At 71.6% G+C, this 25,421-nt stretch carries 15 protein-coding genes; 4 read left to right on the top strand and 11 right to left on the bottom strand.

From position 1 onward, the window contains the following. Positions 1 to 16 precede the first annotated feature (16 nt). From AB0F72_RS28895 to AB0F72_RS28910, 4 genes are all read right to left on the bottom strand, one after another. Positions 17 to 1,108 (bottom strand): histidine kinase, encoded by a 1,092-nt coding sequence (locus tag AB0F72_RS28895; RefSeq protein ID WP_360437294.1) that lies wholly within the window; start codon positions 1,106 to 1,108, stop codon positions 17 to 19. Next, positions 1,105 to 1,755: a response regulator transcription factor gene (locus AB0F72_RS28900; protein ID WP_360437297.1), complete on the bottom strand. Its 651-nt coding sequence runs from the start codon at positions 1,753 to 1,755 to the stop codon at positions 1,105 to 1,107. The genes AB0F72_RS28895 and AB0F72_RS28900 overlap by 4 nt, the downstream gene beginning before the upstream one ends. 195 nt (positions 1,756 to 1,950) lie before the next feature. Beyond that, positions 1,951 to 2,961: an aldose epimerase family protein gene (locus tag AB0F72_RS28905; protein WP_360437300.1), complete on the bottom strand. Its 1,011-nt coding sequence runs from the start codon at positions 2,959 to 2,961 to the stop codon at positions 1,951 to 1,953. 27 nt (positions 2,962 to 2,988) lie between these two features. Then, positions 2,989 to 3,933 carry a LysR family transcriptional regulator gene (locus AB0F72_RS28910; RefSeq protein WP_360437303.1) on the bottom strand — a complete coding sequence of 315 codons (945 nt, stop codon included), beginning with the start codon at positions 3,931 to 3,933 and terminating at the stop codon, positions 2,989 to 2,991. Between the two features lie 75 nt (positions 3,934 to 4,008). On the opposite strand from AB0F72_RS28910, the gene gabT reads away from it, so the two are divergent. From gabT to AB0F72_RS28925, 3 genes are all read left to right on the top strand, one after another. Continuing rightward, entirely contained in the window at positions 4,009 to 5,322 is a 1,314-nt protein-coding gene (gabT, locus tag AB0F72_RS28915; protein ID WP_360437306.1) for a 4-aminobutyrate--2-oxoglutarate transaminase, read from the top strand. Beyond that, positions 5,319 to 6,689 carry an NAD-dependent succinate-semialdehyde dehydrogenase gene (locus tag AB0F72_RS28920; RefSeq protein ID WP_360437310.1) on the top strand — a complete coding sequence of 457 codons (1,371 nt, stop codon included), beginning with the start codon at positions 5,319 to 5,321 and terminating at the stop codon, positions 6,687 to 6,689. Before gabT ends, AB0F72_RS28920 begins: the two co-directional genes overlap by 4 nt. Before the next feature lie 256 nt (positions 6,690 to 6,945). Then, entirely contained in the window at positions 6,946 to 8,319 is a 1,374-nt protein-coding gene (locus AB0F72_RS28925; RefSeq protein WP_360437313.1) for a cellulase family glycosylhydrolase, read from the top strand. A 413-nt stretch (positions 8,320 to 8,732) separates the two neighbouring features. Here AB0F72_RS28925 and AB0F72_RS28930 read toward each other — a convergent pair whose 3' ends face one another. From AB0F72_RS28930 to AB0F72_RS28940, 3 genes are all read right to left on the bottom strand, one after another. Then, the gene (locus AB0F72_RS28930) at positions 8,733 to 9,467 is read right to left on the bottom strand and encodes a GPP34 family phosphoprotein (RefSeq protein WP_360437316.1); all 735 of its coding nucleotides are present in this window, start codon (positions 9,465 to 9,467) and stop codon (positions 8,733 to 8,735) included. Positions 9,468 to 9,533: 66 nt separating this feature from the next. Continuing rightward, positions 9,534 to 10,766 carry a DUF1343 domain-containing protein gene (locus AB0F72_RS28935; protein ID WP_360437319.1) on the bottom strand — a complete coding sequence of 411 codons (1,233 nt, stop codon included), beginning with the start codon at positions 10,764 to 10,766 and terminating at the stop codon, positions 9,534 to 9,536. A 124-nt stretch (positions 10,767 to 10,890) separates the two neighbouring features. Further along, positions 10,891 to 14,118, bottom strand: coding sequence for a S8 family serine peptidase (locus AB0F72_RS28940; protein WP_360437322.1), 3,228 nt, complete (start codon positions 14,116 to 14,118; stop codon positions 10,891 to 10,893). A gap of 186 nt (positions 14,119 to 14,304) precedes the next feature. Between AB0F72_RS28940 and AB0F72_RS28945 the strand changes: the two genes are divergently transcribed. Next, complete coding sequence (locus AB0F72_RS28945; protein ID WP_360437325.1) at positions 14,305 to 15,525, top strand: glycosyltransferase family 39 protein; 1,221 nt, start codon at positions 14,305 to 14,307, stop codon at positions 15,523 to 15,525. A gap of 6 nt (positions 15,526 to 15,531) precedes the next feature. Here AB0F72_RS28945 and AB0F72_RS28950 read toward each other — a convergent pair whose 3' ends face one another. The 4 genes from AB0F72_RS28950 to AB0F72_RS28965 form a co-directional block, all read right to left on the bottom strand. Continuing rightward, the gene (locus tag AB0F72_RS28950; RefSeq protein WP_360437328.1) at positions 15,532 to 16,608 is read right to left on the bottom strand and encodes a hemolysin family protein; all 1,077 of its coding nucleotides are present in this window, start codon (positions 16,606 to 16,608) and stop codon (positions 15,532 to 15,534) included. Further along, complete coding sequence (locus AB0F72_RS28955) at positions 16,605 to 17,954, bottom strand: hemolysin family protein (RefSeq protein ID WP_360437331.1); 1,350 nt, start codon at positions 17,952 to 17,954, stop codon at positions 16,605 to 16,607. Before AB0F72_RS28955 ends, AB0F72_RS28950 begins: the two co-directional genes overlap by 4 nt. Positions 17,955 to 18,076: 122 nt before the next feature. After that, positions 18,077 to 19,735 carry a restriction endonuclease gene (locus tag AB0F72_RS28960; RefSeq protein ID WP_360437334.1) on the bottom strand — a complete coding sequence of 553 codons (1,659 nt, stop codon included), beginning with the start codon at positions 19,733 to 19,735 and terminating at the stop codon, positions 18,077 to 18,079. 115 nt (positions 19,736 to 19,850) lie between these two features. After that, on the bottom strand, positions 19,851 to 25,301 hold the full coding sequence (locus tag AB0F72_RS28965) for a carboxyl transferase domain-containing protein (protein ID WP_360437338.1): 5,451 nt from the start codon (positions 25,299 to 25,301) through the stop codon (positions 19,851 to 19,853). Positions 25,302 to 25,421 lie beyond the last annotated feature (120 nt).

The following is a 25,421-nucleotide window of genomic DNA, read 5'->3' on the forward strand; positions in this document are numbered from 1 at the left end:
TGATTCATGGCTCCGGCTACTCCGTCAGGATCGGCAACTTCATCCGTACCTGGAAACCGCCGTCCTCGATCGGGCCGGACGAGAAGCTGCCGTGCAGGATGTCGGCACGTTCCGCCAGCCCGACCAGGCCCTGCCGCGCGCCGGGGAGCGGTAGTGACGGCCGGGACGGCGCGGTGTTGGTCACCGTCACGCCGACGCTCTTGCCGTCGTGCCACAGTTCCACTGTCGCGGAGGCGCCGGGCGCGTGTTTCCGGACGTTGGTGAGCGCTTCTTGGACCGTACGGTAAAGGGCTCGCTGGGCCGGTGTGCCCACCGCGAGCGGAAGCTCGCCGCTCAGCTTGACCTCGATGCCGCTGGAATTGACCAGGGTGCGCAGGTCGGCGAGGGTGGGCTGGGGCGCCAGATCGGTGGTGTCGTCGCCGGAGGAACGCAGCAGCGTGACCATCGTGCGCAGCTCGTCGAGGGTGCCGACGCTCAGCGAGCGGATCGTGCGCGCGGCCTCCCTGGTCCGCGCGTCAGCCGCCGCGACCTGCAACGCACCGGCCTGCACCGCGATCAGGCTGACCTGGTGCGAGACCACGTCGTGCATCTCCCGGGCCAGCTGGGCGCGCTCCTGGGCGAGGATCGCCTGGGCGTGCAGGACCCGCTCGTGCTCCTTGACGTCCTCGATCTCGGCGAGCCGGCGTTTCAGCTCGTGCCGGGTCTGCACGAGCTGGCCGAGCAGCACCGGAACCGCCGAGGTGGCGAACGTGTAGGCGAAATAGACCAGCGTGCTGCCGAGATCGCCGGGGTCCTCGTCGAGCGGGGAGGGCAGCGCGCCGATCACCGACGACACGACGATGCAGGCGGCCAGCAGCCGGCGGTCCCGGGACCGGACGGCGAGGGCGTACAGCGCGACGAACGGCGCGACCAGGGCGCCCTGGAGCAGCGCCACCGGCAGGGTGAGCGCGACGACCAGCAGCGGGAACCGCCGGCGCAGCAGCAGCGCCGCGCAGCCGATCACCGAGGCGGCGACGCCGAGCGGCTCGTCGGTGAGCGGGTTGAACCAGATGTCCAGTCCGGCGAGCGTCACCACGCCGGCGTCGATCAGGGGTTTGGGAACCCTCATCGGTGCGCCTCGAGCAGCCCGGCCCGCTGCGCGAGCAACGCCGCCTGCACCCGCCCGGACACCCGCAGCTTGGTGAGCAGCGCGCTGACGTGATCCTTCACCGTGCCGGTGCCCAGGTGCAGGCGCACGCCGATCTCGGCGTTCGACAGGCCCTGGGCGAGCAGCACCAGCACGTCACGTTCCCGCCCGGTCAGCCGCTCCACCCGGCCCAGGTCCTCGTCGGCGGCGCTGGCCCGGGGCAGGCTGCGCAGCAGGGTGCGGGACGCTTTCGGCGACATCACCACCCCGCCGGCGGCGAGGGTCCGCACCAGCTGCGCCAGGTGCTCGGGCTCGGTGTCCTTGAGCAGGAATCCGGCGGCGCCTCGGTCCAGGGCGGCCAGTACGTACTCGTCCGCGTCGAACGTGGTGAGCATCGCCACGACCGGAGGACTGTCCAGGGTACGGATCTGGCCGAGCACGGTGAGCCCGTCGAGGTCCGGCATCCGGATGTCGAGCAGCACCACGTCCGGCTGGTGCTCGCGGACCGCGGCGAGCGCGTCCAGGCCGCCCGACGTCGCGACCACGTCGATGTCGGGCGCCGCGCTCAGGATCAGGGCGAACCCGGAACGGACAAGCGCCTCGTCGTCGACCACGACCACTCGGATCACGCACACCGCCTCGCTGAAATGTCGCCGGCACCGACCCTACGACGCCCCCGTGTCGTCTAGGGCACGGCCCGGCGAACTACCATTTCAGCTGATCAGAGGTTTTTGATCACTCCGCCGTCCGACGGGTGCACCCCCGCCGGTCAGCGGCTTTCCGAGCCGGTCCGCGTCCACCACGGCGAGCCGCCGCGGCGGCTCTCAGCCGTCGACGCCGAACCGGTAGACCGTTGTCGACCGGTACTCCTCCCCCGGCCGGAGCACTGTCGACGGGAAGGACGGCTGGTTCGGCGAGTCCGGGAAGTGCTGGGTTTCCAGCGCGAACCCGTCGCCCTGCCGGTACGCGCGCCCGCCCGACCCGGCGAACGTCCCGTCCAGGAAGTTGCCGGAGTAGAACTGCATGCCCGGCTCCGTGGTCAGGACGGTCAGCGTCCGCCCGCCGACCGGCTCGACGACCCGGGCCACCTCCCGCAGACCGTCCCCGAAGCCGCGCAGCACCCAGTTGTGGTCGTATCCGCCGGCGAGCAGCAACTGCTCCTCGGCGGCCCGGATCCGCGCCCCGATGGCGACCGGCTCCCGGAAGTCCATCGCGGTCCCCTCGACGGGCGCGACCTTCCCCTCGGGGACGAGCCCGGGGCCGACCGGCAGGAACCCGTCGGCGTGGATCTGCACGAGGTGCCCGTAGACGTCCCCGGAACCCACGCCGCCCAGGTTGAAATAGCTGTGGTTGGTCAGGTTGACCACGGTCGGCGCGTCGGTCACCGCCGCGTAGTCGATGCGCAGCGCGTTGTCGCCGGTGAGCGTGTAGGTGACCGTCACCGACAACTCGCCCGGATATCCCTCGTCGCCGTCCGGGCTGACATGGGTCAGTTCCAGGCCGCCGTCCACCGAACGACAGGTCCAGTTCTTCTTGTCGAACCCCGACAATCCGCCGTGGAGGCTGTTCGGCCCGTCGTTGACCGGCACCTTCCACGTGGAGCCGTCAAGGTCGAAGGTGCCCGCCGCGATCCGGTTCCCGAACCGCCCGATGATCGCGCCGAAGTACGGCCCCGGGTGATCCCGATAGCCCTGTGGATCGTCGAACCCCAGGGCGACGTTGGCGATCACCCCGTCCCGATCCGGGACCTCGATCGCCTGGACGATCCCGCCATACCCGAGGATCCGAACGCGCATGCCATCCGCATTGGTCAATTCATACTGGTCGGCCGACATGCCGACGGATCTTACCGGCGACCGGGGTCAGCTTGCCGGGGCGTTGTAGCGGTCCCGGACGAAACGGCCGAGGCGGGCGGCGAACTCCTCCACCGTGGCGGCCGCCGCGTGCCGGGAGTCCCAGACCGCCACCAGGCGGATGCTGAGCCGGCGGCCGCCGAGGTCCACCGCCAGTGGCACCAAGCCGAACCGGGGATCGTCGGTGACGACCGCGACGCCCCGCCCGGCCGCGGCGAGCGCCTGCGCGACGGTCCCGTTGGCGGCCTCGGTCAACGACGGCGAGCCGGCGCCCACGTCGGACCCGGCGGTCAGGCCGGCGCCCACGTCGGACCCGGCGGTCAGGCCGGCGCCGATCGAGGCCACCGCGTGCTCCAGGGCCTGACGGGCCGTGAAGGCCGGCGGCAGCACGATCAGCGGCTCGGCGATCAGCTCGGCGAGCGTCACCTCCGCCCGGTCCTGCCACCGATGGCCGGGCGGGACGTAGGCACAGACCGGCAGCACCGCGAGCGGCTGTGACCGGTACGGATCCGCCCCGCGGGCCGTGCCGATCGCCAGGTCCGCGCCGAGTCGCAGGGTCTCGGCGGCGGAGAGGCCGTCGGCGCCGAGCACGTCGGTGGTCGGGTCGTCGGCGGCGAGGGTGGCGATGAACGGCGCGACCACGTCGGTCAGCGTGACGGCCGGCGCTCCGATGGTGAGCCGCTCGAGCCGCCCGTTGCGGTGGAACGCGGCGGCGGCGCGCACCGCGTCGGCGCGGCCCAGCACGTCCCTGGCCAGCGGCAGCAGGGTACGGCCGGCGGGCGACAGCGTGAATCGGCGGCCGACCAGGTCGAACAGGTCGACGCCGAGTTCGCGTTCGAGCTGGCGCAGCTGCCGGGACAGGGACGGCTGGGTGACGTGCAGGCGGGCGGCCGCCCCACTGACCGTGCCGGCCTCGGCGATCGCCACGAAGTACCGCAGGTGCCGCAGTTCCACCTATGCCTCCGAGGCATGAAAAAGCTGCTCATTGAGTGTTGGACGAGCATAGGTCAGGGAACCGAGACTTCAGGCGTGAACAAACGGCTCCTCGTCACCGAACTCCCCGGTCCCCGCTCCCGGGCGCTCATGGAACGCAAGACCTCGGCGGTCGCCGGCGGCGTCGGCACCACGATGCCGGTCTTCGCCGCGAAGGCCGGCGGCGGCATCGTCGTCGACGTCGACGGCAACCAGCTCATCGACCTCGGCTCCGGCATCGCGGTCACCACCGTCGGCGCCAGCAACCCGCGCGTCGTGCGGGCCGTCACCGAGCAGGCCGAGGCATTCACGCACACCTGTTTCATGGTCACGCCCTACGACGGCTACGTCCGCGTCGCGGAGAAGCTGAACCAGCTCACCCCCGGCGACCACGACAAGCGGACAGCGCTGTTCAACTCGGGCGCCGAGGCCGTGGAGAACGCCGTGAAGATCGCTCGGGCGTACACCCGCCGGGACGCGGTCGTGGTGTTCGATCACGCCTACCACGGGCGGACCAACCTGACCCTAGCGATGACGGCGAAGAACAAGCCGTACAAGCACACGTTCGGCCCGTTCGCGCCGGAGGTCTACCGGGCGCCCGGCTCGTACCCGTATCGGGACGGCAATGCCGACGGTGCGGCCGCCGCGGCGCGTGCCATCGACCAGATCGAGAAGCAGATCGGCGCGGAGAACCTGGCCGCGCTCGTGATCGAACCGATTCAGGGTGAGGGCGGTTTCATCGAGCCGGCGCCCGGCTTCCTGCCCGCTCTCGCGGCGTGGTGCCGGGCCGGTGGCGTGGTGTTCGTCGCCGACGAGGTGCAGACCGGCTTCGCGCGGACCGGTGACCTGTTCGCCTGCGAGCACGAGAACGTCGTACCCGATCTGATCGTGACCGCGAAGGGCATCGCCGGTGGCCTGCCGCTCTCCGCGGTGACCGGCCGCGCCGAGATCATGAACGCCGCGCACGAGGGTGGCCTGGGCGGCACCTACGGCGGCAACCCGATCGCCTGCGCCGCGGCGCTGGCCGCGATCGAGACGATCGAGGAGGACGGGCTCGTCGCCCGAGCGACCGAAATTGAAAACCTGATCAAGGAGCGCCTGTCACGCTTGGCGGCGCGAGACCTCCGATTGGCAGGGGTACGGGGCCGCGGCGCCATGATCGCGGTGGAGCTCGTCCGAGCGGGCGGTACCGAACCCGATCCGCGTCTCGCCCGTGACGTGGCCCGCTACGCCCACCAGCACGGCGTCATCGTGCTGACCTGTGGCACCTACGGCAACGTGTTGCGTTTCCTGCCCCCGCTGACCATCACCGACGAGCTGCTGAACGACGCGTTCGACGTTCTCGCCGACGCCCTGGAGGCCACCCGATGAGCACGTTCGACGTTGTCGACCCGGCCACCTTGGACGTCATCGCGTCCGTTCCGGATCAGGGTCTCGGCGAGGCCCGCGCGGCCGTGGACGCCGCCGACGCCGCGTTCCCGGCGTGGTCGCGGACCGCGCCCCGGCGCCGCTCCGAGATCCTGCACCGGGCGTTCGAGCTGATGCTGCGCGACCGCGCGGAACTGGCCCGGCTGATCGCCACCGAGAACGGCAAGTCGCTCGCCGACGCGGCCGGCGAGGTCACCTACGCGGCCGAGTTCTTCCGCTGGTTCGCCGAGGAGGCGGTCCGGCCCGGCGGCGACTACGGCGAAGCTCCGGCGGGCGGCGCCCGTACCCTTGTCAGTCACCGCCCGGTGGGCGTCGCCGCCCTGGTCACGCCCTGGAACTTCCCGGCCGCGATGATCACCCGAAAGATCGGTCCGGCGCTCGCAGCCGGCTGCACCGCGGTCGTCAAGCCCGCCGCCGAGACCCCGCTGACCGCGCTCGCGATCGCCCGGCTGCTCACCGAGGCCGGCTTGCCGGACGGCGTGATCACCGTGGTCACCACGACCGACGCGTCAGGTGTGGTCGGCGCGTGGCTGGACGACCCGCGGGTTCGCAAGATCTCGTTCACCGGCAGCACCGCTGTCGGGCGGGTGCTGCTGCGGCACGCCGCCGAGCGGGTGGTCAACTCCTCGATGGAGCTCGGCGGCAACGCGCCGTTCGTGGTCACCGAGGACGCCGACCTGGACGCCGCGGTGGCCGGCGCGATGATCGCCAAGTTCCGTAACGGCGGGCAGGCGTGCACCGCGGCGAACCGGTTCTTCGTGCACGCCGACGTGGCCGAGGACTTCGTCGCCCGGTTCGGTGCGGCGGTCGAGAAGCTGAGCGTCGGCGCGGCCCGTGACGGGTCGGCGATCGGACCGCTGATCAGCGACAACGCGGTGCGCAGGGTCACCCGTACCGTCGAGGAACTGATCGCAGCCGGCGCCCGGATCACGCACCGTGCCCAGGTCCCGGACTCGGCCGGGCACTTCTATCCGCCGACCGTGCTGGTCGACGCGCCCGCCGTCCCGGAGGAGATCTTCGGACCGGTCGCGCCGATCACCACCTGGACCGACGAGGCGGCGCTGCTCGACGAGATCAACGCGACCGAGTACGGGCTGGCCGCCTACGTCTTCTCCGGCGACCTGCGCCGCGCCATCCGGATCGGCGAGGCGATCGACGCCGGCATGGTCGGCATCAACCGCGGCCTGGTCTCCGACCCGTCGGCGCCGTTCGGCGGGGTGAAGCAGAGCGGGCTGGGCCGCGAGGGCGCCCGCGACGGGCTCCGCGAGTTCCAGGAGACGCAGTACCTCAGCGTCGACTGGCCCGGCTGAGCCGGCTACCCGATCGCAACCGCAAAGCCATCAGCGGAGTCCTGTTGACGGGACGCGCGCCGCCGAAGAAAGGAGCACCCCCGAAAAGTCTGCTCGACAGGAAGGCCCGGATCTGATGAAAAGTGCGCGGCTGTGCGCCACTGTCCTCGTTTCCTCCCTTCTGTCCGGTACGGTCGGTGTGGTGTCACCGGCGCAGGCAGCGACCATGGCCGGCGCCGATGCCGCGCCGGCCATGACGGCTACGACCATGACAGCTATGGCCGTGCCGACGATGGCGAGCCGGATGGCCGCGGTGAACGTCGCGAAGAGCATCAACTACTACCCGTCCAACGCGGGCTGGTCGGCGATGTGGACCAACTTCGACGCCACCACGATCGACAGGGACATGGCGCGCGTGGCCGCCCTCGGCGCCGACAACGTCCGGGTGATCGTCTTCCCGAACACGTTCGGCTATCCCGTGCCGTCGGCCACCTACACCGAGCGGCTCCGCACGTTCGTCAGCATCGCCGGCACCCACGGCCTGAGCGTGAAGCTCACCCTGTTCGACTGGTGGGCCGGGTACACCGACACCGCGAACAGCATCGCGTGGGCCAAGGCGGTGATCGCGCCGTACGCCGCCGACCCGCAGGTCATCGCCGTCGAGCTGAAGAACGAGTTCCAGCCGGACGACACCGCCGCCGTCACCTGGGTCCGCCAGGTGATCCCGGCGATCCGCGCCGCCGCCCCGACCATGCCGCTCACCCTCTCCGTCGACGCCGGCACCGGCGCGGCCGGCATGGCGAAGATCAAGTCGGCGCTCACCTCGACGCCGCTCGACTACTACGACTTCCACTTCTACGGAAACTCGGAACGGTCCCTCGCCGAGATCCGCAAGGCGCAGGCCGCCGTCGCGCCCTCCCCCGTGGTGATCGGCGAGACCGGGCTCAGCAGCGCCACCAGCACCGAGGGCGAGCAGGCCGCGTACTTCGCCCGGGTGTTCCGCGCCGCCAAGGACGCCGGCGTCGGCTCGGTCGCGCCGTGGACGCTCAACGACTTCTCGAGCAACGCCATCCCCAGCCACTCCATGGTCTCCACGATGCCGGCGCAGTACAAGTTCGGCCTCTACCGCACCGACGGCACCGCCAAGCTCGCCGCCGACGTGGTCCGCACCGCGTGGACCACCGACACCATGCCGAACAGCTACCTGAACCTGAGCTTCGAGGCGACAGCGAACAACTCGCCGTGGCGGCAGAACCAGCCCGCCGCCGGCGTCGCCGTGATCACCACCGACATGCCGCGCACCGGCCGCTATTCGGCGAAGTTCTCCGGCACCACCCGCACCACGGCCGGCCTGCCGTCGCTGGTCACCGCGCCGATCACGCCGGTGCAGCCGGGATACCGGTGGCGGGCGGAGTCGTACGCCCGCGGCATCAACGCGACGGGTACCACGGAGATGTCGCTGAGCTGGTTCGACGCCGACGGCAAGTGGCTGAGCCAGAGCGTCTCGAACCGCCTCCCGACCGGGAACACGACGTGGACGAAGCTGGTGATCGAGGCGGTGGCCCCGGCCGGCGCGGCGGGCTGTCAGCTGCACCTGAAGTCGGGTGACAACTCGGGCACGGTCTGGTTCGACGACGTGGCCATGTCCTGAGAGCCGTCCGGCCGCGCGCCGGCGCCCCGGCCGTAGCCCGGGCAGCTCATCGAGCGTGATCACATGCCCGAGCTACGGCCGAGCGACCCGAGCCGTAGCTCACGCAGGCAAACGCCCCGGGAACCTGCCTACGCTACGGCTCACATCCCCGAGCCGTAGCTCACGCAGGCAAAACGCCCCGGGAACCTGCCCCCGCTACGGCTCGCACCCCCCAGCCGTAGCTCACACAGGCAAAACGCCAGGAACCTGCCTCCGCTACGGCTCACATCCCCGAGCCGTAGCTCACGCAGGCAAAACGCCCCGGGAACCTGTCCCCGCTACGGCCGGGCCGCCCGAGCCGTCGGGCACGCATGTTCGCCGGCAACGGCGAGCGGGCGAGCGGGCGGGCGGCCGACTCCTGGTTCGGCCTCGTGTCAGGTGGTCACCAGCGCGGCGTCCCGGGCGGCTGAGATCAAGTGGTGCAGAGGCTGCGGCAGGCTTCGCCGGAACTGGTCCGACAAGCGTGCCCGGTCGCGCGGGTTCAGCGTGTCGAACACCAGCTGGTCGAGGCCCGTCGCGAGGATCAGGCCGGCCACCATCAGGTCGGCGGTGTCCAGCGGCTCGTTGTAGGAGAGCTTGGTGCGGATCCGCCCGGCCGGCTCGCCGGGACTGCGCGGGTCGGCGAAGACCAGGGACGTGCTCGATGTGAGCAGCCGCCGCTTCGTCTCGCGTTTGAGCACTCCCGCGCTGGTCAGCCGATGTTCGACAATGTCGGTGGCGAAGCCGGCGGAGAGATGACGGATCCACTGCCGCACCTCGTGCGGACCGGGAGTGTCCACCAGCCGCCGCAGCACGGCCGAGCTGGCCGGGTCGCCGGTCGGCTGCGAGTCGATCACCCGCAGCAAGGAGCCATCCGACGCCGAGCCATCCGACGCCGAGCCACCCGACGAGCCACCCGACGAGCCACCCGACGGACCACCCGGCGGAGAACCCACCACCGGCGACACCGTGACCAGCTGGACGCGGCGCCAGAACATCAGCTCCCCGAGCAACGTGGCGGCGAGACCGACACCCAGCACCGGCGACGAGAGCAGCGCCCGCCCGCCGATCCCGTCGTGCGCGGCCAGATAGAAGTCGTCGGCGGGAGGAAGCTGCTGCGGCGAGGTCATGAGCTCAGCCCTTAGGTAGTCAGCCGTATAGAGCGCCGACGCTATCCGCGCAGGGTTGCCACGAGGTTAAGCCGAGGAGCGCGGGTACCGCAGATAGGGCTGCCGCCGACGATCGAAATCGGCCAGCTCCTCCTGCCACGAGCCGACGATGGAGGCCACCGAGGCGCCCGCGTCGACCATCTTTCGCGGGCGGTCGGAGCCGAACAGCAGGTCGGCGAAGGGCGGCCGGCCCGGGTTGTCGTTCCGCCAGGCGAAGCCGGGGAGCTTCCGTGCCTCGACGAGCATCGCCACCGCCGTACGGATCGGGTCGAATGTCGAACGGTCGGTCACGTGCAGCTCGACGCCGCCACAGAGCCGATCGGTGAACTTGTGCGTCACCGGCACGAAGTACGCCTCGCGCAGCGCCACCCCGGGCAGCTCGTGCGCCGCCACCCGGTCCCGCCAGCGGTGATCCAGATCGGGGCTTCCGCACAGCTCGAACGGACGGGTCGTGCCCCGCCCCTCGGAGATCGACGCGACGCCCTCGAACAGGCATGTCCCGGGGTAGACCGCGGCCGTGTCCGGGGTGGGCATGTTCGGACTGGGCATCACCCACGGCACGCTGGTGTCGGCGGCGAACAGGCCGCCGTGCCAGCCCTCGCACGGAACCACCTCCAGCCGGACCGGGGACGGCAGGAACTCACCGTTGTAGTAGCGGGCCAGCTCACCGACGGTCATCCCGTGCTGCTGGACGATCTCCTTCAGTCCGACCCCGGAGGTGAAGCCCGGCCTCAGCATCGGCCCGAACGCGCGCCCGCCGATCGGATTCGGACGGTCCAGCACCACGTAGCGCAGCTTCAGCGTCGCCGCGGCGGCCATCGAGTCGTAGAGCGTCCAGATGTAGGTGTAGAACCGCGCGCCGACGTCCTGGATGTCGAAGACCACGGTCCGGACCCCGGCCTCGGTGAACATCGCGACCCACTCGTCGTGCGTGGCGCGGTAGGCGTCGTACACCCGCAGGCCGGTCCGGGCGTCCACGCCGGAGCTGCCGCCGACCCGCTGTGAGCCGCGGAAACCGTGCTCCGGGCCGAAGATCCCGCCGATCGGCAGCCCGGCCGCGTGCATCAGGTCGACCAGGTGCCGGTACTCCCGGTCGACAGCGGTCAGGTTGGCGACGACGCCGAGCCTGCCGCCGCGCAATATCTCCCAATCATCCGCTGCGACAGAGTCCAGGCCGGTGCGCACCGCGGCCCGGGCGAAAGCCGGCCGGGGAGAGAGAGCGGCCGCGCCGGCGGCCGCGATCAGGGTGCGGCGTCGCATGGCGCCTCCGGCGATTTCGAGGGTACGGGTCACCGCAAGCGATACCGGAGTCCCGCCGGAACCGCGCCCGATTCCACGAGAAGCCCCCTCCCGATACCGGATCGGGAGGGGGCCGACGGACGGATCAGCCCAGCGCGTACGCCCGGATGACCGTCTGCTTCACCGTGTTGCCGGCCGAGTCCGCGGCGGAGGCCCGCAGCGAGACGAAGCCCTTGCCCGCGGGATGCCGGACCGTGGCGACCCGCTTGTCACCCGTCCCGCGCAGCGCGGCCTTCTGCCAGGTCCGGCCGTCGTCGTAGGACACGTCGACGGTCACCGACCGGACCGTGCCGACCGTGACACCCGGCTGGTGCTCGACCAGGACCGGGATGTCGAAGGAGCGGCCGGCCGGCGCCGCGTTCGCCGCGTTCAGCGGCGGCGCGAACCGGATCGTGTGCAGCGGCAGCCGCTGGTACTCCTCGCCCGCGACGTGACCGGACGTGAACGTCCACTCGCCGCGGACCTCGGTGGACAGCCTGTGCGGCGCGCCGCGGGTGGCGGTCGCCTCCAGGCGATAACCGGCCCGGCCGGCCGGCACCTCGAACTCGCTGCCCTCGCCGACCAGGGAGCCGTCGCGGTACAGCTTCACCGTCTGCTCGGCCAGGTAGGAGAAGCCGGGATGCCCGGCGCCGTCGCCGTACAGCGGCAGGTAGGCGATCACCAGGTCGCCCTGCCGGCTCGCCCAGAGCGCGTCGAACGGCGGCTGGGTGACGTTCGGGCCGAACACCGCCCGGTTCCACTGCTGGTGGTAGGTGCGACCGGCCCGGACCTTCTGGACGCCGCTCGTGGCCTCGTCGATCCACTCCGGGAAGCCGTCGCTGCCGGGCCGCTGCTGGTGGAACTCGCCGCTCCAGCCGACGTCCGGGTTGACGTACTCGGTGCGGCGGAACGGCAGGCTGAACGGGGCGAACGCCGCCCACGCGCCGCTCTCCTCGGAGTACCGTGCCACGTTCGCCTTGATGCCCTCCACCCCGGTCGCCTCGACGCCGTAGGACGCCTTGATCGTCGCCAGCTCGGAGATCTTCGGCGCCTTGCGCAGCCCGTCGAACATCCGGCCCGGCTTGAAGTACGCCAGGTCGGTCGTGTACGGGCTGTTCCGGGAACTGCCCTCGGCGTCGAACCGGGCGAACGAGCCGTTGACCGAGGCGAGGAAGAACGGCTTCGACACCCTCGACAACGGTCCCGCGTACAGCGAGTCGAAGTCCTCGCCGACCAGGCTCGCGCCGTAACTGGCCTGCTCGGTGATCCATTCCGCGTTCACGGCCGCCAGCAGGGTGCCGGCGTCGCGCTGCGGCGGGGTCACCCGGACCGGCTTGGCCGTGCGGGCGTCGACCGTCAGGGTGCGGTCGCGATCGACGGTCAGCTCCGCCTCGGCAAGCATGGTGGTGGTCTCCTCACCCTGGTAGATCCAGGCGAAGAGGCCGTACCGGCCCTTCGGCACGCGCGCCACACCGGAGGCCGGGACGTCGATGAAGCCCGGCTTGTCGAGTCCGGCGAGCACCACGAGGTGGTCCTCGGAGGGCTGGCCGTCACGGCCGATGACACGCACCGTGAGGTTGTAGCTCTCCACCTCATTGACGACACCGAGAGCGGTCGTCACCCGTACCCCCGAATCGGAGGTGGCCGTGAGCTGACCGCCCAGCTCGCCCTCCGGAAGGTTTGCGCCGGTGCCGGCGGTGACCGTGGTGGACGCGGTGCCACCGGCCGGCACCGTGAGGCGGTCCGCCGCCACCGAGAAGGGCGCGCCCGAGACGGACAGCGAAAGATCGACAGCTGCGCTGCCGACATTGCGATAAGTCACGGTACGGGTGATCGGCTGGTCGTCGTCGTGCGGCCAGACCTGGATCCCGAAGCTGACGTTGCCCTCGTCGACAGTGACCGTCTGGGTGATCTGCCGGGACACGTCGATGCGACCGGCGCCCTGGTCGAACGCGTTCACGCCCTCGGTCGGCTTCGCCGAGCCGATCAGCGTGTTCTTGCGCAGCCGCGACGACCAGTCCGGGTGCTGCTGGACGAGCAGCGCGGCCGCTCCGGCGACGTGCGGCGTGGCCATCGAGGTGCCGGAGAGCGTGGTGTACGCGTCACCGACCGGATCGCCGATCACCCCGTTGGCCGCCTTGGCCGCCACGATGTCGACGCCCGGCGCCGTCACGTCCGGCTTGAGCGCGCCGTCGCCGACCCGCGGGCCCTTGCTGGAGAACTCGGCGATCTGGTCCTCGCGGTCCACCGCGCCGACCGACAGCGCCGCGTCCGCGGACGACGGCGAGCCGATGGTGCCCCGGTCGTACGCGTTGCCGGCCGCGATCACGAACAGCGTGTCGTGCTCGGCGGTGAGGTCGTTGACCGCCTGCTCCAGCGGGTCGACCTCGGGCGCGTCGGTGCCACCGAGGCTGATGTTGATGACCGGGGCGCGCTCGGCCGCCCAGATCATGCCGGCCAGGATCGCCGACTCCTCGCACCACTCCAGCTCGCAGACCTTGCCGATCGCGAGCTTGGCGCCGGGCGCGACGCCCCGGTACTTGCCACCGGACGCGGCGCCGGTACCGGCGATCGTCGAGGCGACGTGCGTGCCGTGCCCGACCTCGTCGTTCACGCTGGGCGCGGTGGTGAAGTTCTCGGCCGCGGCGATCTGCCCGGCGAAGTCCGGGTGCGACTGGTCGATGCCGGAGTCCAGGACCGCCACGGTCACCCCGGTGCCGTCGTACCCGGCCTGGTAGGCGGCGGGCGCGCCGATCTGCGGGACGCTGCGGTCCAGGCTGAGCTCGCGGCGGCCGTCCAGCCACACCTTCCGCACGCCCGCCTGGAACGTGCGGGCGGTCTCCGGGCCGGTCGTCAGCGACGACCAGACGCTCGCGCGCCCGGCGAGGTCGGCGCGGACCGCCAGGGTGTCCAGTGCCGACAGGTCGCGGGTGACCCGTGCCTCCCCCGCGGAAAGCGCGGAGCGGGCGCGCGACGCGCCGGCGTCGGGGTACGAGACGAGCAGCGGGAGCTGGTCGTCCTTGACCACCGCGGCCAGTTCGGTGACGTCGAAGAGCCGCTTGTCGAGGCGGCCCTCGCGGAGCAGGCCCTGCGCGTCGGACGGGATCACGTAACGGTGACCCTCGGAGGTCCAGCTCGCGAATCTGACCCGGTCGCGGCCGGGTCCGGCGTCGACAGTGGCGGTGTCGCCGTTCACGGTGACGCGGTCGCCGGTGATCAGGGTGACTGCTGTGGCCGTACCCGATCGGTCGGGTTCCGCGGGTGCGGCCGCGGCCGATGCCGGCGCTGCGAGCAGGCCGAGCGCCAGGAGGGAACTTGTCAGTAAGGCGGGCACTCTTCGATGCATGCTTTGCCTCCCGTGCCGGGACCACCCCGGCTCGGGATCGACAATTGCAGATGGATGCAATCATCTTCGTCGACGTCTGGCCGGTGCGGCCCTCGGCGAACCGGCGGAATCGTCTAGTCTCGCCGCGGGGCAGATCGGCGCGGCCGCGGAGAAGGGCTCATGACCATTACAGACGTGACTACGGCCGAGGTCGGCGGCGAGCCCCGGTGGCGCGCGGCGATCCGGGACGCGATTCCGGCGATCGGCATCTACATCTTCCTGCGCCTGATCAGCCTCGAGGTCATGTCGGTCCTGGCGCGCTACAGCTACGCGCAGGATCCCACCAAGCAGGTCTACCCGGACGGCTCGACCAACCAGTGGCGTGGCTACACGTCGGCGCTGGACGCGCTGATCTCGTGGGACGCCCGGTGGTACACGATGATCGCCGGGCAGGGCATCGGCGGCCCGATCGGCGCGCTCGACCCCAGCGGCGTGCCCTACGAGCACCGGCTGATGTTCTTCCCGCTCTACCCGTGGCTCGCCCGGCCGTTCGCCGAGCTGCCGTTCGTCTCCCCCGTCGCCGCCTGCCTGTTCGTGTCGCTGGTCTCGGCGATCGCGGCCGCCTGGGGGCTCTATCTGATCGGCCGGCACGTCCACGATCACCGGGTCGGGATCATGCTGGCCTCCGCGTGGGCGGTCGCCCCCGCCGCGCTGACCCAGAACGGCGCGTTCAGCGAGTCGCTCTTCACCGCGCTCGCCGCCTGGGCGCTCTGGGCGGTGCTCACCGAGCGCTGGCTTCTCGCCGGCGCGCTGGCCGGCCTCAGCGGCCTGAGCCGGCCCACCGCTGCCGCGCTGATCGGCGTCGTCGGCCTGGCCGCGCTGATCGCCGCGATCCGGCGGCGCGGCGGCTGGCGGCCCTACGCGGCGATGCTGCTCGCCCCGGCCGGCCTGCTCGGGTACGTGGGGTACGCCGGTCACCGCCTCGGTGGCGTCGACAGGTACTTCGAGATTCACGAGAACACGTTCGGCGCCTGGTGGGACTACGGCACGTCGACGTCGAAGGTGGTCTGGGACGTCATGCTCGGCAACAGCGAGGACGCCGGGAAGCCGATCCGGGTGCTGAACGTGCTGATCCTGTTCGGCTTCCTGATCCTGCTCGCGATGCTGTTCGCGAACCGGGCGCCGTGGGTGCTCAGCGTCTACGCGCTCGCCACCCTGGTCCTCGCGGCCGGCTCGCACGCGCACATCTCGATGATGGGCCGGCACCTGCTGCCCGCTTTCACGGTGCTGCTGGTGCCGGCCGTGGCGCTGGCGAGGACGCCGACCCGGAACGCGGTCATCCTGCTGGGCAGCCTCGCGGTGCTCTCCGGCTGGTACGCCGGATGGCTGCCGTTCATCTCCGGCCAGGCTATTTGACGGTCGTCATGCCTTCGCGGCGGTCCGCCCCGCCCGCCGCGCCGCGTCGATCACCGGGTCGGTCTCGTCGTCGAACTGACCGATCACCTGTTCCAGCAGGTCCTCCAGGGTGACCAGGCCGACGACCTGCTCGCCCTCGGAGACCAGCGCCAGATGACTCCGGTGCTGCCGCATCACGGCGATCGCGTTCACCACGCTGGTGTCCGCCGGTAGTGGCAGCGGCGCGCTCATCATCGATGCCGCGGTGGCCGGGTCGCCGTGGCTCGTCGCCTTCGCGGCCTCCCGGACGTGCACCACGCCGACGATCGCGCCGGACCGGTCGGTCACCGCGAGCCGGGACCGGCCGCTGGAGATGCTGCGCAGCTCGATCGCCCGGGCGTCGGCGCCGGCGTCGACCGACACGATCCGGCCGGTCGGGACCATCACCTGGCGCAGCTCGGTGGACTGCACCGCGAGCATCGCGGTGAGCAGCTCGTGCTCGGCGTCCGCGATCGTGCCGTGCTCCTTCGAGGTCTCCAGCAGCATCCGCAGCTGTTCAGGGCTGTGCACCTGGGCCAGCTCGTCCTGCGGGGTCACCTTGATCAGGCGCAGACACGCGTTCGCCAGCCCGTTCAGGCCGGCCAGCACCGGGCGCAGGACAGTGGTGAACCCGACGAACGGGATCGCCAGCAGCTGCGCTGAGTTCTCCGGGTGGCTGATCGCCCACGACTTCGGGGCCATCTCGCCGATCACCACGTGCAGGAAGCCGACCAGGGCGACGGCGAGGACGAACGCGATGCCGTACGCGACGCCCGCCGGCAGCCCGACCGCGGTGAACACCGGTTCGAGCAGGTGCGCGACGGTCGGCTTGGCGAGCGCGCCCAGGCCCAGCGTGCACAGGGTGATGCCGAGCTGGGCGCCGGCCAGCATCATCGACAGGCTGCGGGTGCCGGCCAGCGCCACCCGGGCGCCGCGGGAACCCTCGCCCGCCGCCTGTTCCAGCCGGTGCCGTTTCGCGGCGACCAGGGCGAACTCGGCGGCCACGAAGAAGCCGTTGAGCGCGAGCAGCAGGAACGAGACGATCAGTGCCCACGTCGTGCTCATGCGGACACCTCTTCCCGGACGCTCAGGCTGATCCGGTCGGGGACGTGCCGGCGCACCGCGAGCACTGTCAGCCGGGCCACGCCGCGCGGCTGCGGGTTGCCGTCCTCGTCGACGAGCGCGGGCAGCTCGACGTCGACCTGCTCCAGCGCCGACGGCAGGTGGCCGAGGCGGGCCAGGATCAGGCCGGAGACCGTGTCGTACTGGTCGTCGGCGGGCAGCCGGACACCTGTCGCCTCGGCGATCTCGTCGACCCGGGCGCGGCCCGGGATCGTCCAGGAGCCGTCGGTGTCGCGCTCGATGACCGGTTCCGGCAGGTCGTCCTCGTCGCGGATCTCGCCGACCAGCTCCTCGGCGACGTCCTCCAGGGTGATGATCCCGGCGAAGCCGCCGTACTCGTCGACGACGATCGCCATCTGCCGGTGCGCCGACTTGAGCCGGTCCAGGACCAGCGGCAGCCGCGACGACTCGGGCAGCGCGACCGGCTCGGTGGCCAGGTCGCGTACCGGGGTGGTGGCCCGGGCCGACGGCTCGAGGGTGACCACGTCGGCGATGGCGACCACGCCGATCACGTCGTCGACGTCGTCACCGATCACCGGGAACCGGGAGTGCCCGGTGTCCAGCAGGTCCACCACCCGGGAGGCGGGCTCGGACGCGTGGATCGTGGTGACGTCCACGCGCGGGCGCATCGCCTCCGCCGCGGTCCGGGTCCGGAAGTCCAGCCCGTGATCGAGCAGCAGGGCGGCCCGCGGGTCGAGCGTGCCCTGGCTGCCTGCGGTCGCGATGATCCGGTCCAGGTCCTCCGAGGTGGCGCCCTGCGGCAGCTCCTCGATCGGCTCGATGCCGAGCGCGCGCAACAGCCGGTTCGCGGTGGCGTCGAAGACCCGGATCAGCGGGCCGACCACGGTCAGGTAGATCAGCGTGGACCGGGACAGCGCCCGGGCCAGGGTCTCCGGCTTGGCGATCGCCAGGTTCTTCGGGGCCAGCTCGCCGAGCACCATCTGCACCACCGTCGCGAAGAGCAGCGCGAACACCATCGAGATGGTGGTGCTGACCGACTCCGGGACGCCCGTCGCGCCGAGCAGCTCGGCCGTGCCCTTGCCGAGGAACGGCTCGGCCACGTAACCGGCGAGCAGCGCGGTGACGGTGATGCCGACCTGGGAGCCGGAGAGGACGAACGAGAGACGCTGGGTGACTCGCAGGGCCCGCTCGGCGGCGGCATCCCCGTCGTCGGCCATCGCCCGCAGCCGCTCCCGGTCCACGGCCACGTAGGCGAACTCCTGCGCCACGAAATAGCCGGTTGCCGCGGTGAGCAGCACAATCGTCAGAACACCGAGAAAAATCAGCACCGGGTCATCCCCGGCCTCGTACTACAACCCTCTTCACTCACAAATCGGGAAATTAGCAGGTACGGCTGAACGGTTGCTGGGAGATCCCTGAGCTGGTCGATGCCCAGCCCAGGGATGTCGACTCAGCGGTAGAAGTCGTCCAGCGAGTCCGGAACCCGGTCACCGGCCCCACCCGGATACGGAATGCCGAGCTCCCGGTAGTAGACGGCGGCCAGCAGCTCGGTGTGGTGGTAGTAGATCACCCCGGACTGCACCGATTCGAAGGTCGTCGGACGCTCGTCGATGTTCTTCAGCGCCTGGATCAGATATCCGGCGACGTGCTTCCACTGCCCGGGGTACTTCTCGTTGTGGTGCGCGCGGTTCCGATCGGTGGCCGCGTTGGCCGCCAGGACGCGGTCGCACACGCCCCGCGCGTACTCGTGCACGTCCGGGCCCTCGAACGACGCCTCCCCGCCGCCCGCGCCGGTGCGCAGCAGCCGCCGGGCACCGTCGTTGACCGCCTCGACAGCGCCGGAGGCGTCGATCGTGAACAGGCTGACCCCGCTCTCCGCGGCAGCGGCCTGCGCGGCGCTCGTGTACCCCGACGTCGAGTAGAACAGGTGGTGTGCCAGCTCCGGGCGGGTGCCGCGCAGCTGCTGGACCGGCGGCGCGCCGACCGGCAACGCCAGCATCTTGACCTGGGCGACGGCCGAGGCCGACGCCACGTCCACTCCGCCGTCGCGGCCGCCACCGGTGAGCCGCGCGTCCGGGAAGCCGATGTCCCGCATGTGGGCGCGGGCGATCTCCTCGGCGGCCTTCCAGTCGGCGGGCAGCCCGGACGGCACGGCCCGCACGTGCAGCGACAGCGTGCCCGGGTCCGGGGCGGGCGGCACGTCCGGGTTCTCCGGCAGCCGCCGGATGTGTGGCCCGGCACCCGTCTCGATGATCTCGAACGAGACCTTGTCGTGCCTGTCGAGGAAGAGCTTGACGGTGCGCGGCCAGCCACCGCGCGGCGTCAGCTCCACGGCCCAGCCGCTCTTCGGCCACTCGAGGTCGTCAGGCGTGCGGGCGGCCTTGCCCGGCGCAGCCCGGCCGGGGATCGCGGTGATCTTGCCCTTGGCGCGATTGACCAGGATCCAGCCGCGCAGCGTGCGCACCGCGATGGTGTCCGGCTTGCGCGGCCGGGGCTTGGGCAGGACCTCGTCCAGACGCGGGTTCATCCAGGTCTCCGCGTCGGCGATGAGCTCGATGTGGTCGCCGGGCTCCAGGGTGTCCAGGATGGCGGCGGCCAGGGCCCGGTCCAGCGGATGGGGATCGAGGCCACCGAGGAAGCGCCGATACGCCCACGCCGACCGGGGATCCTCCGCCATCGGGTGCGGCCCCTCGGGCACTTCCGCAGCGGGCGCCGGTCCCGGCTTCGGCGCCGCTGGCGGCGCTGTGACCGGCGCTTGCGGCGCCGTGACCGGCGCTGCCGGCACTGTGACCGGGCCTGGGACCGGCGCTGTCGGCGCTGCCGGCACTGTGACCGGGCCTGGGACCGGCGCTGTCGGCGCTGCCGGTGCTGTGACCGGCGCCGGCTGCCCGTCGAACGAGGCCAGCGGCGGCTCCTCCGCGGCCCTGCGCTTGCGGAACTTCCACGCGATGAAGGCGACGAGCCCGAAGACGATCGCGGACGGCAGCGCGCCGTCCTCACCCTGGAACACGTTGACAACGGCTGAACAGGTGCCGATCGCGGCCAGAATGCTCACGATGGTCAGCGCGGGCCGGGTCCGCGGCTGCTGCTTCGACGTCTCGACGGACATCGTCCTCCCCCAGGAACGACGAAATGATCTTGAGGGAGGTTATCCGCCGCCCGGGGAGAAGTCGATCATGAAAACGGTGGAGGGGGACGCCGGCCGGCGTCCCCCTCCACCCGGGTCAGCGCAGGCCGGCCTCGATCGCGGCGATGATGCGGGGCCGCATCTCGGCTGCCTCGATCACCGCGTCCACCGAGCCGACCTCGACCGCCCGCTGGATGCTGTGCACCCGGTCGAACTCGGCGGCCACCTCGTTCAGCTTCTCCGACCGCACCGACGTCCGCAGCCCGTCCAGCTCGGCCAGCAGCGTGCTGCGCTCGGTGCCGGACGCCGCCGCGGCCCGCGCCTCCAGGTCACGCACCCGGGGGTCGGCCGCGGTCCGCGCGTTCACGTCCCCGGCGAACACCACGGCCGCGGCCGGGGCGCCACCGAGCACCGAGGCGAACGACCCGTTCACCGCGAGCACCGTCATGTTCTCGTTCAGCGCCTTCGAGAAGACCACGAACGCGCCGCCGTGGTAGCGGGAGATCACGCAGAACACGATCGGGCCCCGGAAGTTGACGATCGCCCGGCCGATCTCCGCGCCGTACTCCAGCTGCAGCTTGCGCATCGACTCCGGGGAGCCGTCGAAGCCGGACAGGTTGGCGAGGACCACCAGCGGCCGGTTGCCGGACGCCGCGTTGATCGCCCGGGCCGCCTTCTTCGACGAGCGCGGGAACAGCGTGCCGGCCGTGTACGTGTCCGGGCCGTCGGTGGGCGGGAAGCCCCGGCGGGTCACCGAGCGCGACTCGATGCCGAGCAGGCAGACCGGGATGCCACCGAGGTGGACGTCCTGGACGACAGCGGTCTCCGCGTCGGCCATCCCGGCCCAGCGCTCCAGGACCGGGTGGTCCTGGTCGGCGAGGGCGCGCATGACCGTACGGATGTCGAAGGGTTTCTTGCGGTCGGGGTTGGCCGTCGCCGAGAAGATGTCGCCGACCGTGGTGAAATCGCTGCCGGCCAGGGTGTGCGGGAAGTCCCGCACGTCCCGATCGACCGGGTCGGTGGTGGCGACCCGCCGCGGCGCGGTCTCCCCCGGCGCGATGTAGGTGTGGTCGTAGTGCGCCATCAGCACGCCGGTGGCCGCGACCAGGTCAGGCGCCCAGTACTGCGCCTGACCGTTCGGGCCCATCACCCGGTCGTACCCGCCGATGCCGAAGTTGTCCTCGGCGGAGACGCCACCGGAGAAGTCCAGCGACTGCTTGCCGGTGAGCACCATCGCCGACTCCGGCGTCATCACCAGGATGCCCTTGGTGTGCATGAGCATCGTGGCCTCGGCGTTCCAGTACGGCTGGGCGCCCACGTTGATGCCGGCCACCACGATGTTGATCTCACCGCCGGCCTGGGTGAACTCGACGATCCGGCGCAGCGCGGCGGCCACCCAGTCCATGTTCTCGGTGCCGGTGTCCATCGCGATCCGGGCGCCCGAGGAGAGCGCGTACCACTCCAGCGGGACGTTCATCTCCGACGCCAGATCGAGCGCGGCGATCACCCGGCGGCACTCCGGTTCACTGAGCGAACCGAGCGCCTTGGTCGGGTCGCCGAGCAGCAGCACCCGGGTGACGCCTTCCGGGTGGCGCAGGGTCGGCGTGGTCACCACACCGGCCACGATGGCGGCCTTGTTGCGGCCCTTCGGCCGGTCCACCGGGACCAGCACGGAGTTCTCGTCGAGGTCGTGCTCGACGAACTGGCCGAGCATCCCGGTCAGCTCGTACGGGTACACGGTGTTCCGCGCCGCCGCCCGCTGCACCTTCTGCTGGTAGTCGTCGAGCGGCTCGACCGGCTCGACCGGCGGCTCGCCGACCGAGAACTCGGGACGGCCGGCCGGCCCGAACGCGATCCGCAGCGCGATCTTCTGCAGCGCGCCGTCGACCCGCTGCCGTCCGATGAAGAGGATCTCCTGCATTCCCGCGCCGGCCGCGGTGGGCGCCACCCGCTGAGCGATCATCGTCAGCTCGGCGACCGTCAGCTCGATCGGCGGCCACACGTAGACGACCAGCCGGTTGCCCTTGAAGGCCGCCTTCGCCGGTCGCTGCGACTGCACCCGCCGGATCGAGTCGAGGCAGCTGGCCACCACGTCCTCGGCGGTCGGCAGCGCGACCAGGCGACCCTCGTGGTCCCGGAACTCGGTGAGGTCGCGGACCTGGGCGAGCGCGACGAGCCGCTGGTCGGCCGGGTTCTCCCGGGCCACGGCCTGGAAGAGGTGCACCTCCTCGTCCACCGAGGGCAGCCGGGTCAGGTCGAACTTGGAGAACCGCTCCAGCTGGAGCCGGTGCGCGATGTACGGGTGCAGCCCCCGGATCAGCCGCTCCTCCGCCATCCCGGTCGCCGACGGCCGGAACGTGAAGTGGTGGTGCCCGGTCGCGCCGTGCCGCCCGGCCACCGCGATCGTCACCCGGCGCACCTGCTCCGGCAGCATCGTCGCGCTGACCACGCCGTGCAGCGCGGTCGCCATCTCGTCGACATCCGCCGGCTGGTCCTCCCAGCTGAGGTAGATGTCGGCGTCCACCGCGCCGGCCCGGGCCAGCTCGGCGAGACCGGTGAGCGCGCCGTCCAGCCGCTCGTAGGCCACCGCGGTCGACGCCACCCGCAGGTCGGTGCGCTCGGCCACCACGAACGAGCAGCCGGCGATCGTCCGGCTGGTGATGCCGGTCAGGCCCTTGTTGCCGTAGTACCGGCGGGTCAGCACCTCGAGCATGACCGCGTTGTCCAGCTCGGGGCGGGCCAGCCGCTGGCCGAGCAGCCGCATCAGCGGCTCCGTGCTGCGCACCATCGCGGCGATCCGCTCGGCGCGGTCCGGCGCGTCCGGGGTGGTGTCCAGGTGACGCAGGTGCTTGCGGATCCCGGCGTAGACCAGGGCGCGGTTGCGGCGCAGCAGCGGCTGGCCGAACCAGGCGAACACCACGCCGCGGGCCAGGTCGGCGAGGACCGGGAAGCGGATCTGGGTCGCCGAGATGACCCGTTCCAGGGCGAGACCGGCCGGCTCGTGCGACACGTCGTCCGGCGGCGGCTCCTGCAGCCAGTTGCGCAGCAGCGCGGCGATCACGGCCGCGTCGCCGGCGGCCCGCTGCTGGGCCAGGAAGATCCGGAACACCGCCGCCTCCAGCTGCGGCGTGCGGTCCAGCTCACTGACGCCGTAGTGCCCGAAGGCCTTGCTGAGCCGCGCCTTGAACGTCTCCGGCAGTCCGGCCCGCTCCACGTCGAGGCTCTGCAGGTACGTGTGGAAGTACTCCCGAGGGCTGTGCACCCGGTTGTCGCCGCCGCTCTCGTCGCCGGCCGGCCGGTTGCGGCTCAGCTCGGCGAGGTCGGCGAACGTCTCCAGCAGCTCGATCTCCTCGGCCAGCGGCCGGGCGCCGCTCGCGGCGGCCGCGGTGCGCGCGGCGAGGTAGTCGTCGAGCACCCGCCGGTTGTCGTGCGGGTCGGCGTCGAAGCCGAGCAGCAGGCTGCGCAGGTCACGCTGGCCCCGGGCGGCCCGCTCGCGGGCGGAGACCTCACCGGGCTCGGCGGGCAGGTCGAGATCGACGGCCTCGCCGACTTCGGCGACCTCCGCCTCCTCGCCGGCGATCGGCTCCAGGCGCAGCAGCGGCGCGCCCGCGTCGACCTTGCTGCCGACCGAGACGACGAGCTCCTTGAGGCGGGCCTTGAACGGCGCGCGGAGCACCGCCTCCATCTTCATGGCTTCCAGGACGAGCACCGGTGCGCCCGCCTCGACCTCGTCGCCGACCTCGAGCGGGGTGGCCACGACCAGCGCCGGCATCGGGGAGCGCAGCACGCCACCCTCGTCCCGGCTGATCCGGTGCGTGACGCCGTCGACCTCGACCACGTGCGTGGACTTGTGGGTGCCGGTGAGCAGCCGGTACCGCACGCCGTTGACCCGGATCTGCCCGGTGTGCCGGTCGAACCGGTCCAGCTGGACGTCCGCGACCCCCGACTCGGCGCCGGACTCGATGCCGACCCGGAACCGCTGCGGGCCGACCCGGGCCACCCGCACCCGGTACGTCACGCCACGCAGCTTGAGGTCGAGCGGCCGCCCGCTCTCGTGCTGCACCTGGGGACGCCCGCCGAACGCGGTGGAGAGCAGCCGCTGCTGTTCGGCCTGCTCCTCCTCCTGGTAGACCTCGATGGCGGCGGCGGTCAGCGCGACAGCGGAGTGCCGGTTGGAGACCAGCCGGCCCTCGCCGCGGACCCGGTCGATCCAGCCGGTGTCGGCGCTCGCGTCGATCACCTCGGGCTGGTGCAGCAGGTCGAGCACGAAGCTCTTGTTGGTGGCGCCGCCCTCGATCACGACCATCGTCTCGGTCATCGCGCGGCGGAGACGGCCGAGGGCCTCGTCACGGTCCCGCCCGTACGCAATGATCTTGGCAATCATCGAGTCGAAGTCGGCGGCGATGGTGTCGCCCTCGCTCACGCCGGTGTCGACCCGGATGCCGGGGCCGGCCGGCAGGTCGAGGCGGGCGATCCGGCCCGGCGCCGGCGCGAAGTCGCGGTCCGGGTCCTCGGCGTTGAGCCGGGCCTCGATGGCGTGGCCGCGCTCGACCGGCGGCTCGCCCTCCAGCCGGTTGCCGGACGCGACCCAGAGCTGCGCCTTGACCAGGTCGAACCCGGTGGTCGCCTCGGTGATCGGGTGTTCCACCTGGAGCCGGGTGTTGACCTCCAGGAAGGCGAGCAGGTCGTCGCCGGGGTGGTAGAGGAACTCGACGGTGGCCGCGCCGCGGTAGCCCACCGCGATGGCGAGCCGCTCGGCGGACGCCTTCAGCTCGGCGGCCCGCTCCGGCTTGAGCACCGGCGAGGACGACTCCTCGATCACCTTCTGGTTGCGCCGCTGCACCGAGCAGTCCCGCACACCGAGCGCCCACGCGGTGCCCTGGCCGTCCGCGATCACCTGGACCTCGACGTGCCGGGCGCCGGTGACCAGGCGCTCCAGGAACACGACGCCGCTGCCGAACGCGCGGGCCGCCTCCTGGCTGGTCCGCTCGTAGACGTCGGTGAGCTCGTCGGCGCTGCGGACCACCCGGATGCCGCGCCCGCCACCACCGGCGGTCGCCTTCAGCATCAACGGGTAGCCGATCCGCTCGGCGGCCTCCTTGGCCGCTTCCAGGGTGGCGACCTCGCCGCGGCTCCACGGCGCCACCGGGACGCCGACCTCCTCGGCGATCAGCTTCGAGCCGATCTTGTCGCCAAGCTTGCGCATCGCCTCCGGGCTGGGCCCGACGAACGTCACGCCGACCCGCTCGCACAGCTCGGCGAAGGCCGGGTCCTCGGCGACGAAGCCCCAGCCGACCCAGGCCGCGTCCGCGCCGGTCTCGACGAGCGCGCGCTCCAGGACCTTCAGATCGAGGTACGGCCGCGCGGCGGCGGGCCCCAGGTCGTAGGCGACGTCGGCCTCACGCACGAAGGTGGCGTGCCGATCGACGTCGGTGTACAGCGCGACGGTTTCGATCGGGGTCCCGGTCTCCGCGGCCAAATCTCTGGCCGCGTGGATGAGGCGCATGGCCGCCTCACCCCGGTTGACGATCACGATACGACGGAACACCGAATCGAACCCTTTCTCTACCAGGCCAGGTCGCAGACGACCCGGTCCGGACTGTAGTAAACCGTGCCCACCGGAAAGCCCTCGAAAAACTTGCCTACTGAGCAGTAGGGCAAGGCGGGA

This window comes from Actinoplanes sp. NPDC023936 (genome assembly GCF_040639325.1).
Lineage (GTDB): Bacteria > Actinomycetota > Actinomycetes > Mycobacteriales > Micromonosporaceae > Actinoplanes.

Bases quoted from the DNA above. Each gene is read 5' to 3' on its own strand.
- AB0F72_RS28895 (WP_360437294.1), bottom strand. From the start codon at position 1,108: ATGAGGGTTCCCAAACCCCTGATCGACGCCGGCGTGGTGACGCTCGCC.
- AB0F72_RS28905 (WP_360437300.1), bottom strand. From the start codon at position 2,961: ATGTCGGCCGACCAGTATGAATTGACCAATGCGGATGGCATGCGCGTT.
- AB0F72_RS28920 (WP_360437310.1), top strand. From the start codon at position 5,319: ATGAGCACGTTCGACGTTGTCGACCCGGCCACCTTGGACGTCATCGCG.
- AB0F72_RS28925 (WP_360437313.1), top strand. From the start codon at position 6,946: ATGGCCGTGCCGACGATGGCGAGCCGGATGGCCGCGGTGAACGTCGCG.
- AB0F72_RS28930 (WP_360437316.1), bottom strand. From the start codon at position 9,467: ATGACCTCGCCGCAGCAGCTTCCTCCCGCCGACGACTTCTATCTGGCC.
- AB0F72_RS28935 (WP_360437319.1), bottom strand. From the start codon at position 10,766: ATGCGACGCCGCACCCTGATCGCGGCCGCCGGCGCGGCCGCTCTCTCT.
- AB0F72_RS28950 (WP_360437328.1), bottom strand. From the start codon at position 16,608: ATGAGCACGACGTGGGCACTGATCGTCTCGTTCCTGCTGCTCGCGCTC.
- AB0F72_RS28960 (WP_360437334.1), bottom strand. From the start codon at position 19,735: ATGTCCGTCGAGACGTCGAAGCAGCAGCCGCGGACCCGGCCCGCGCTG.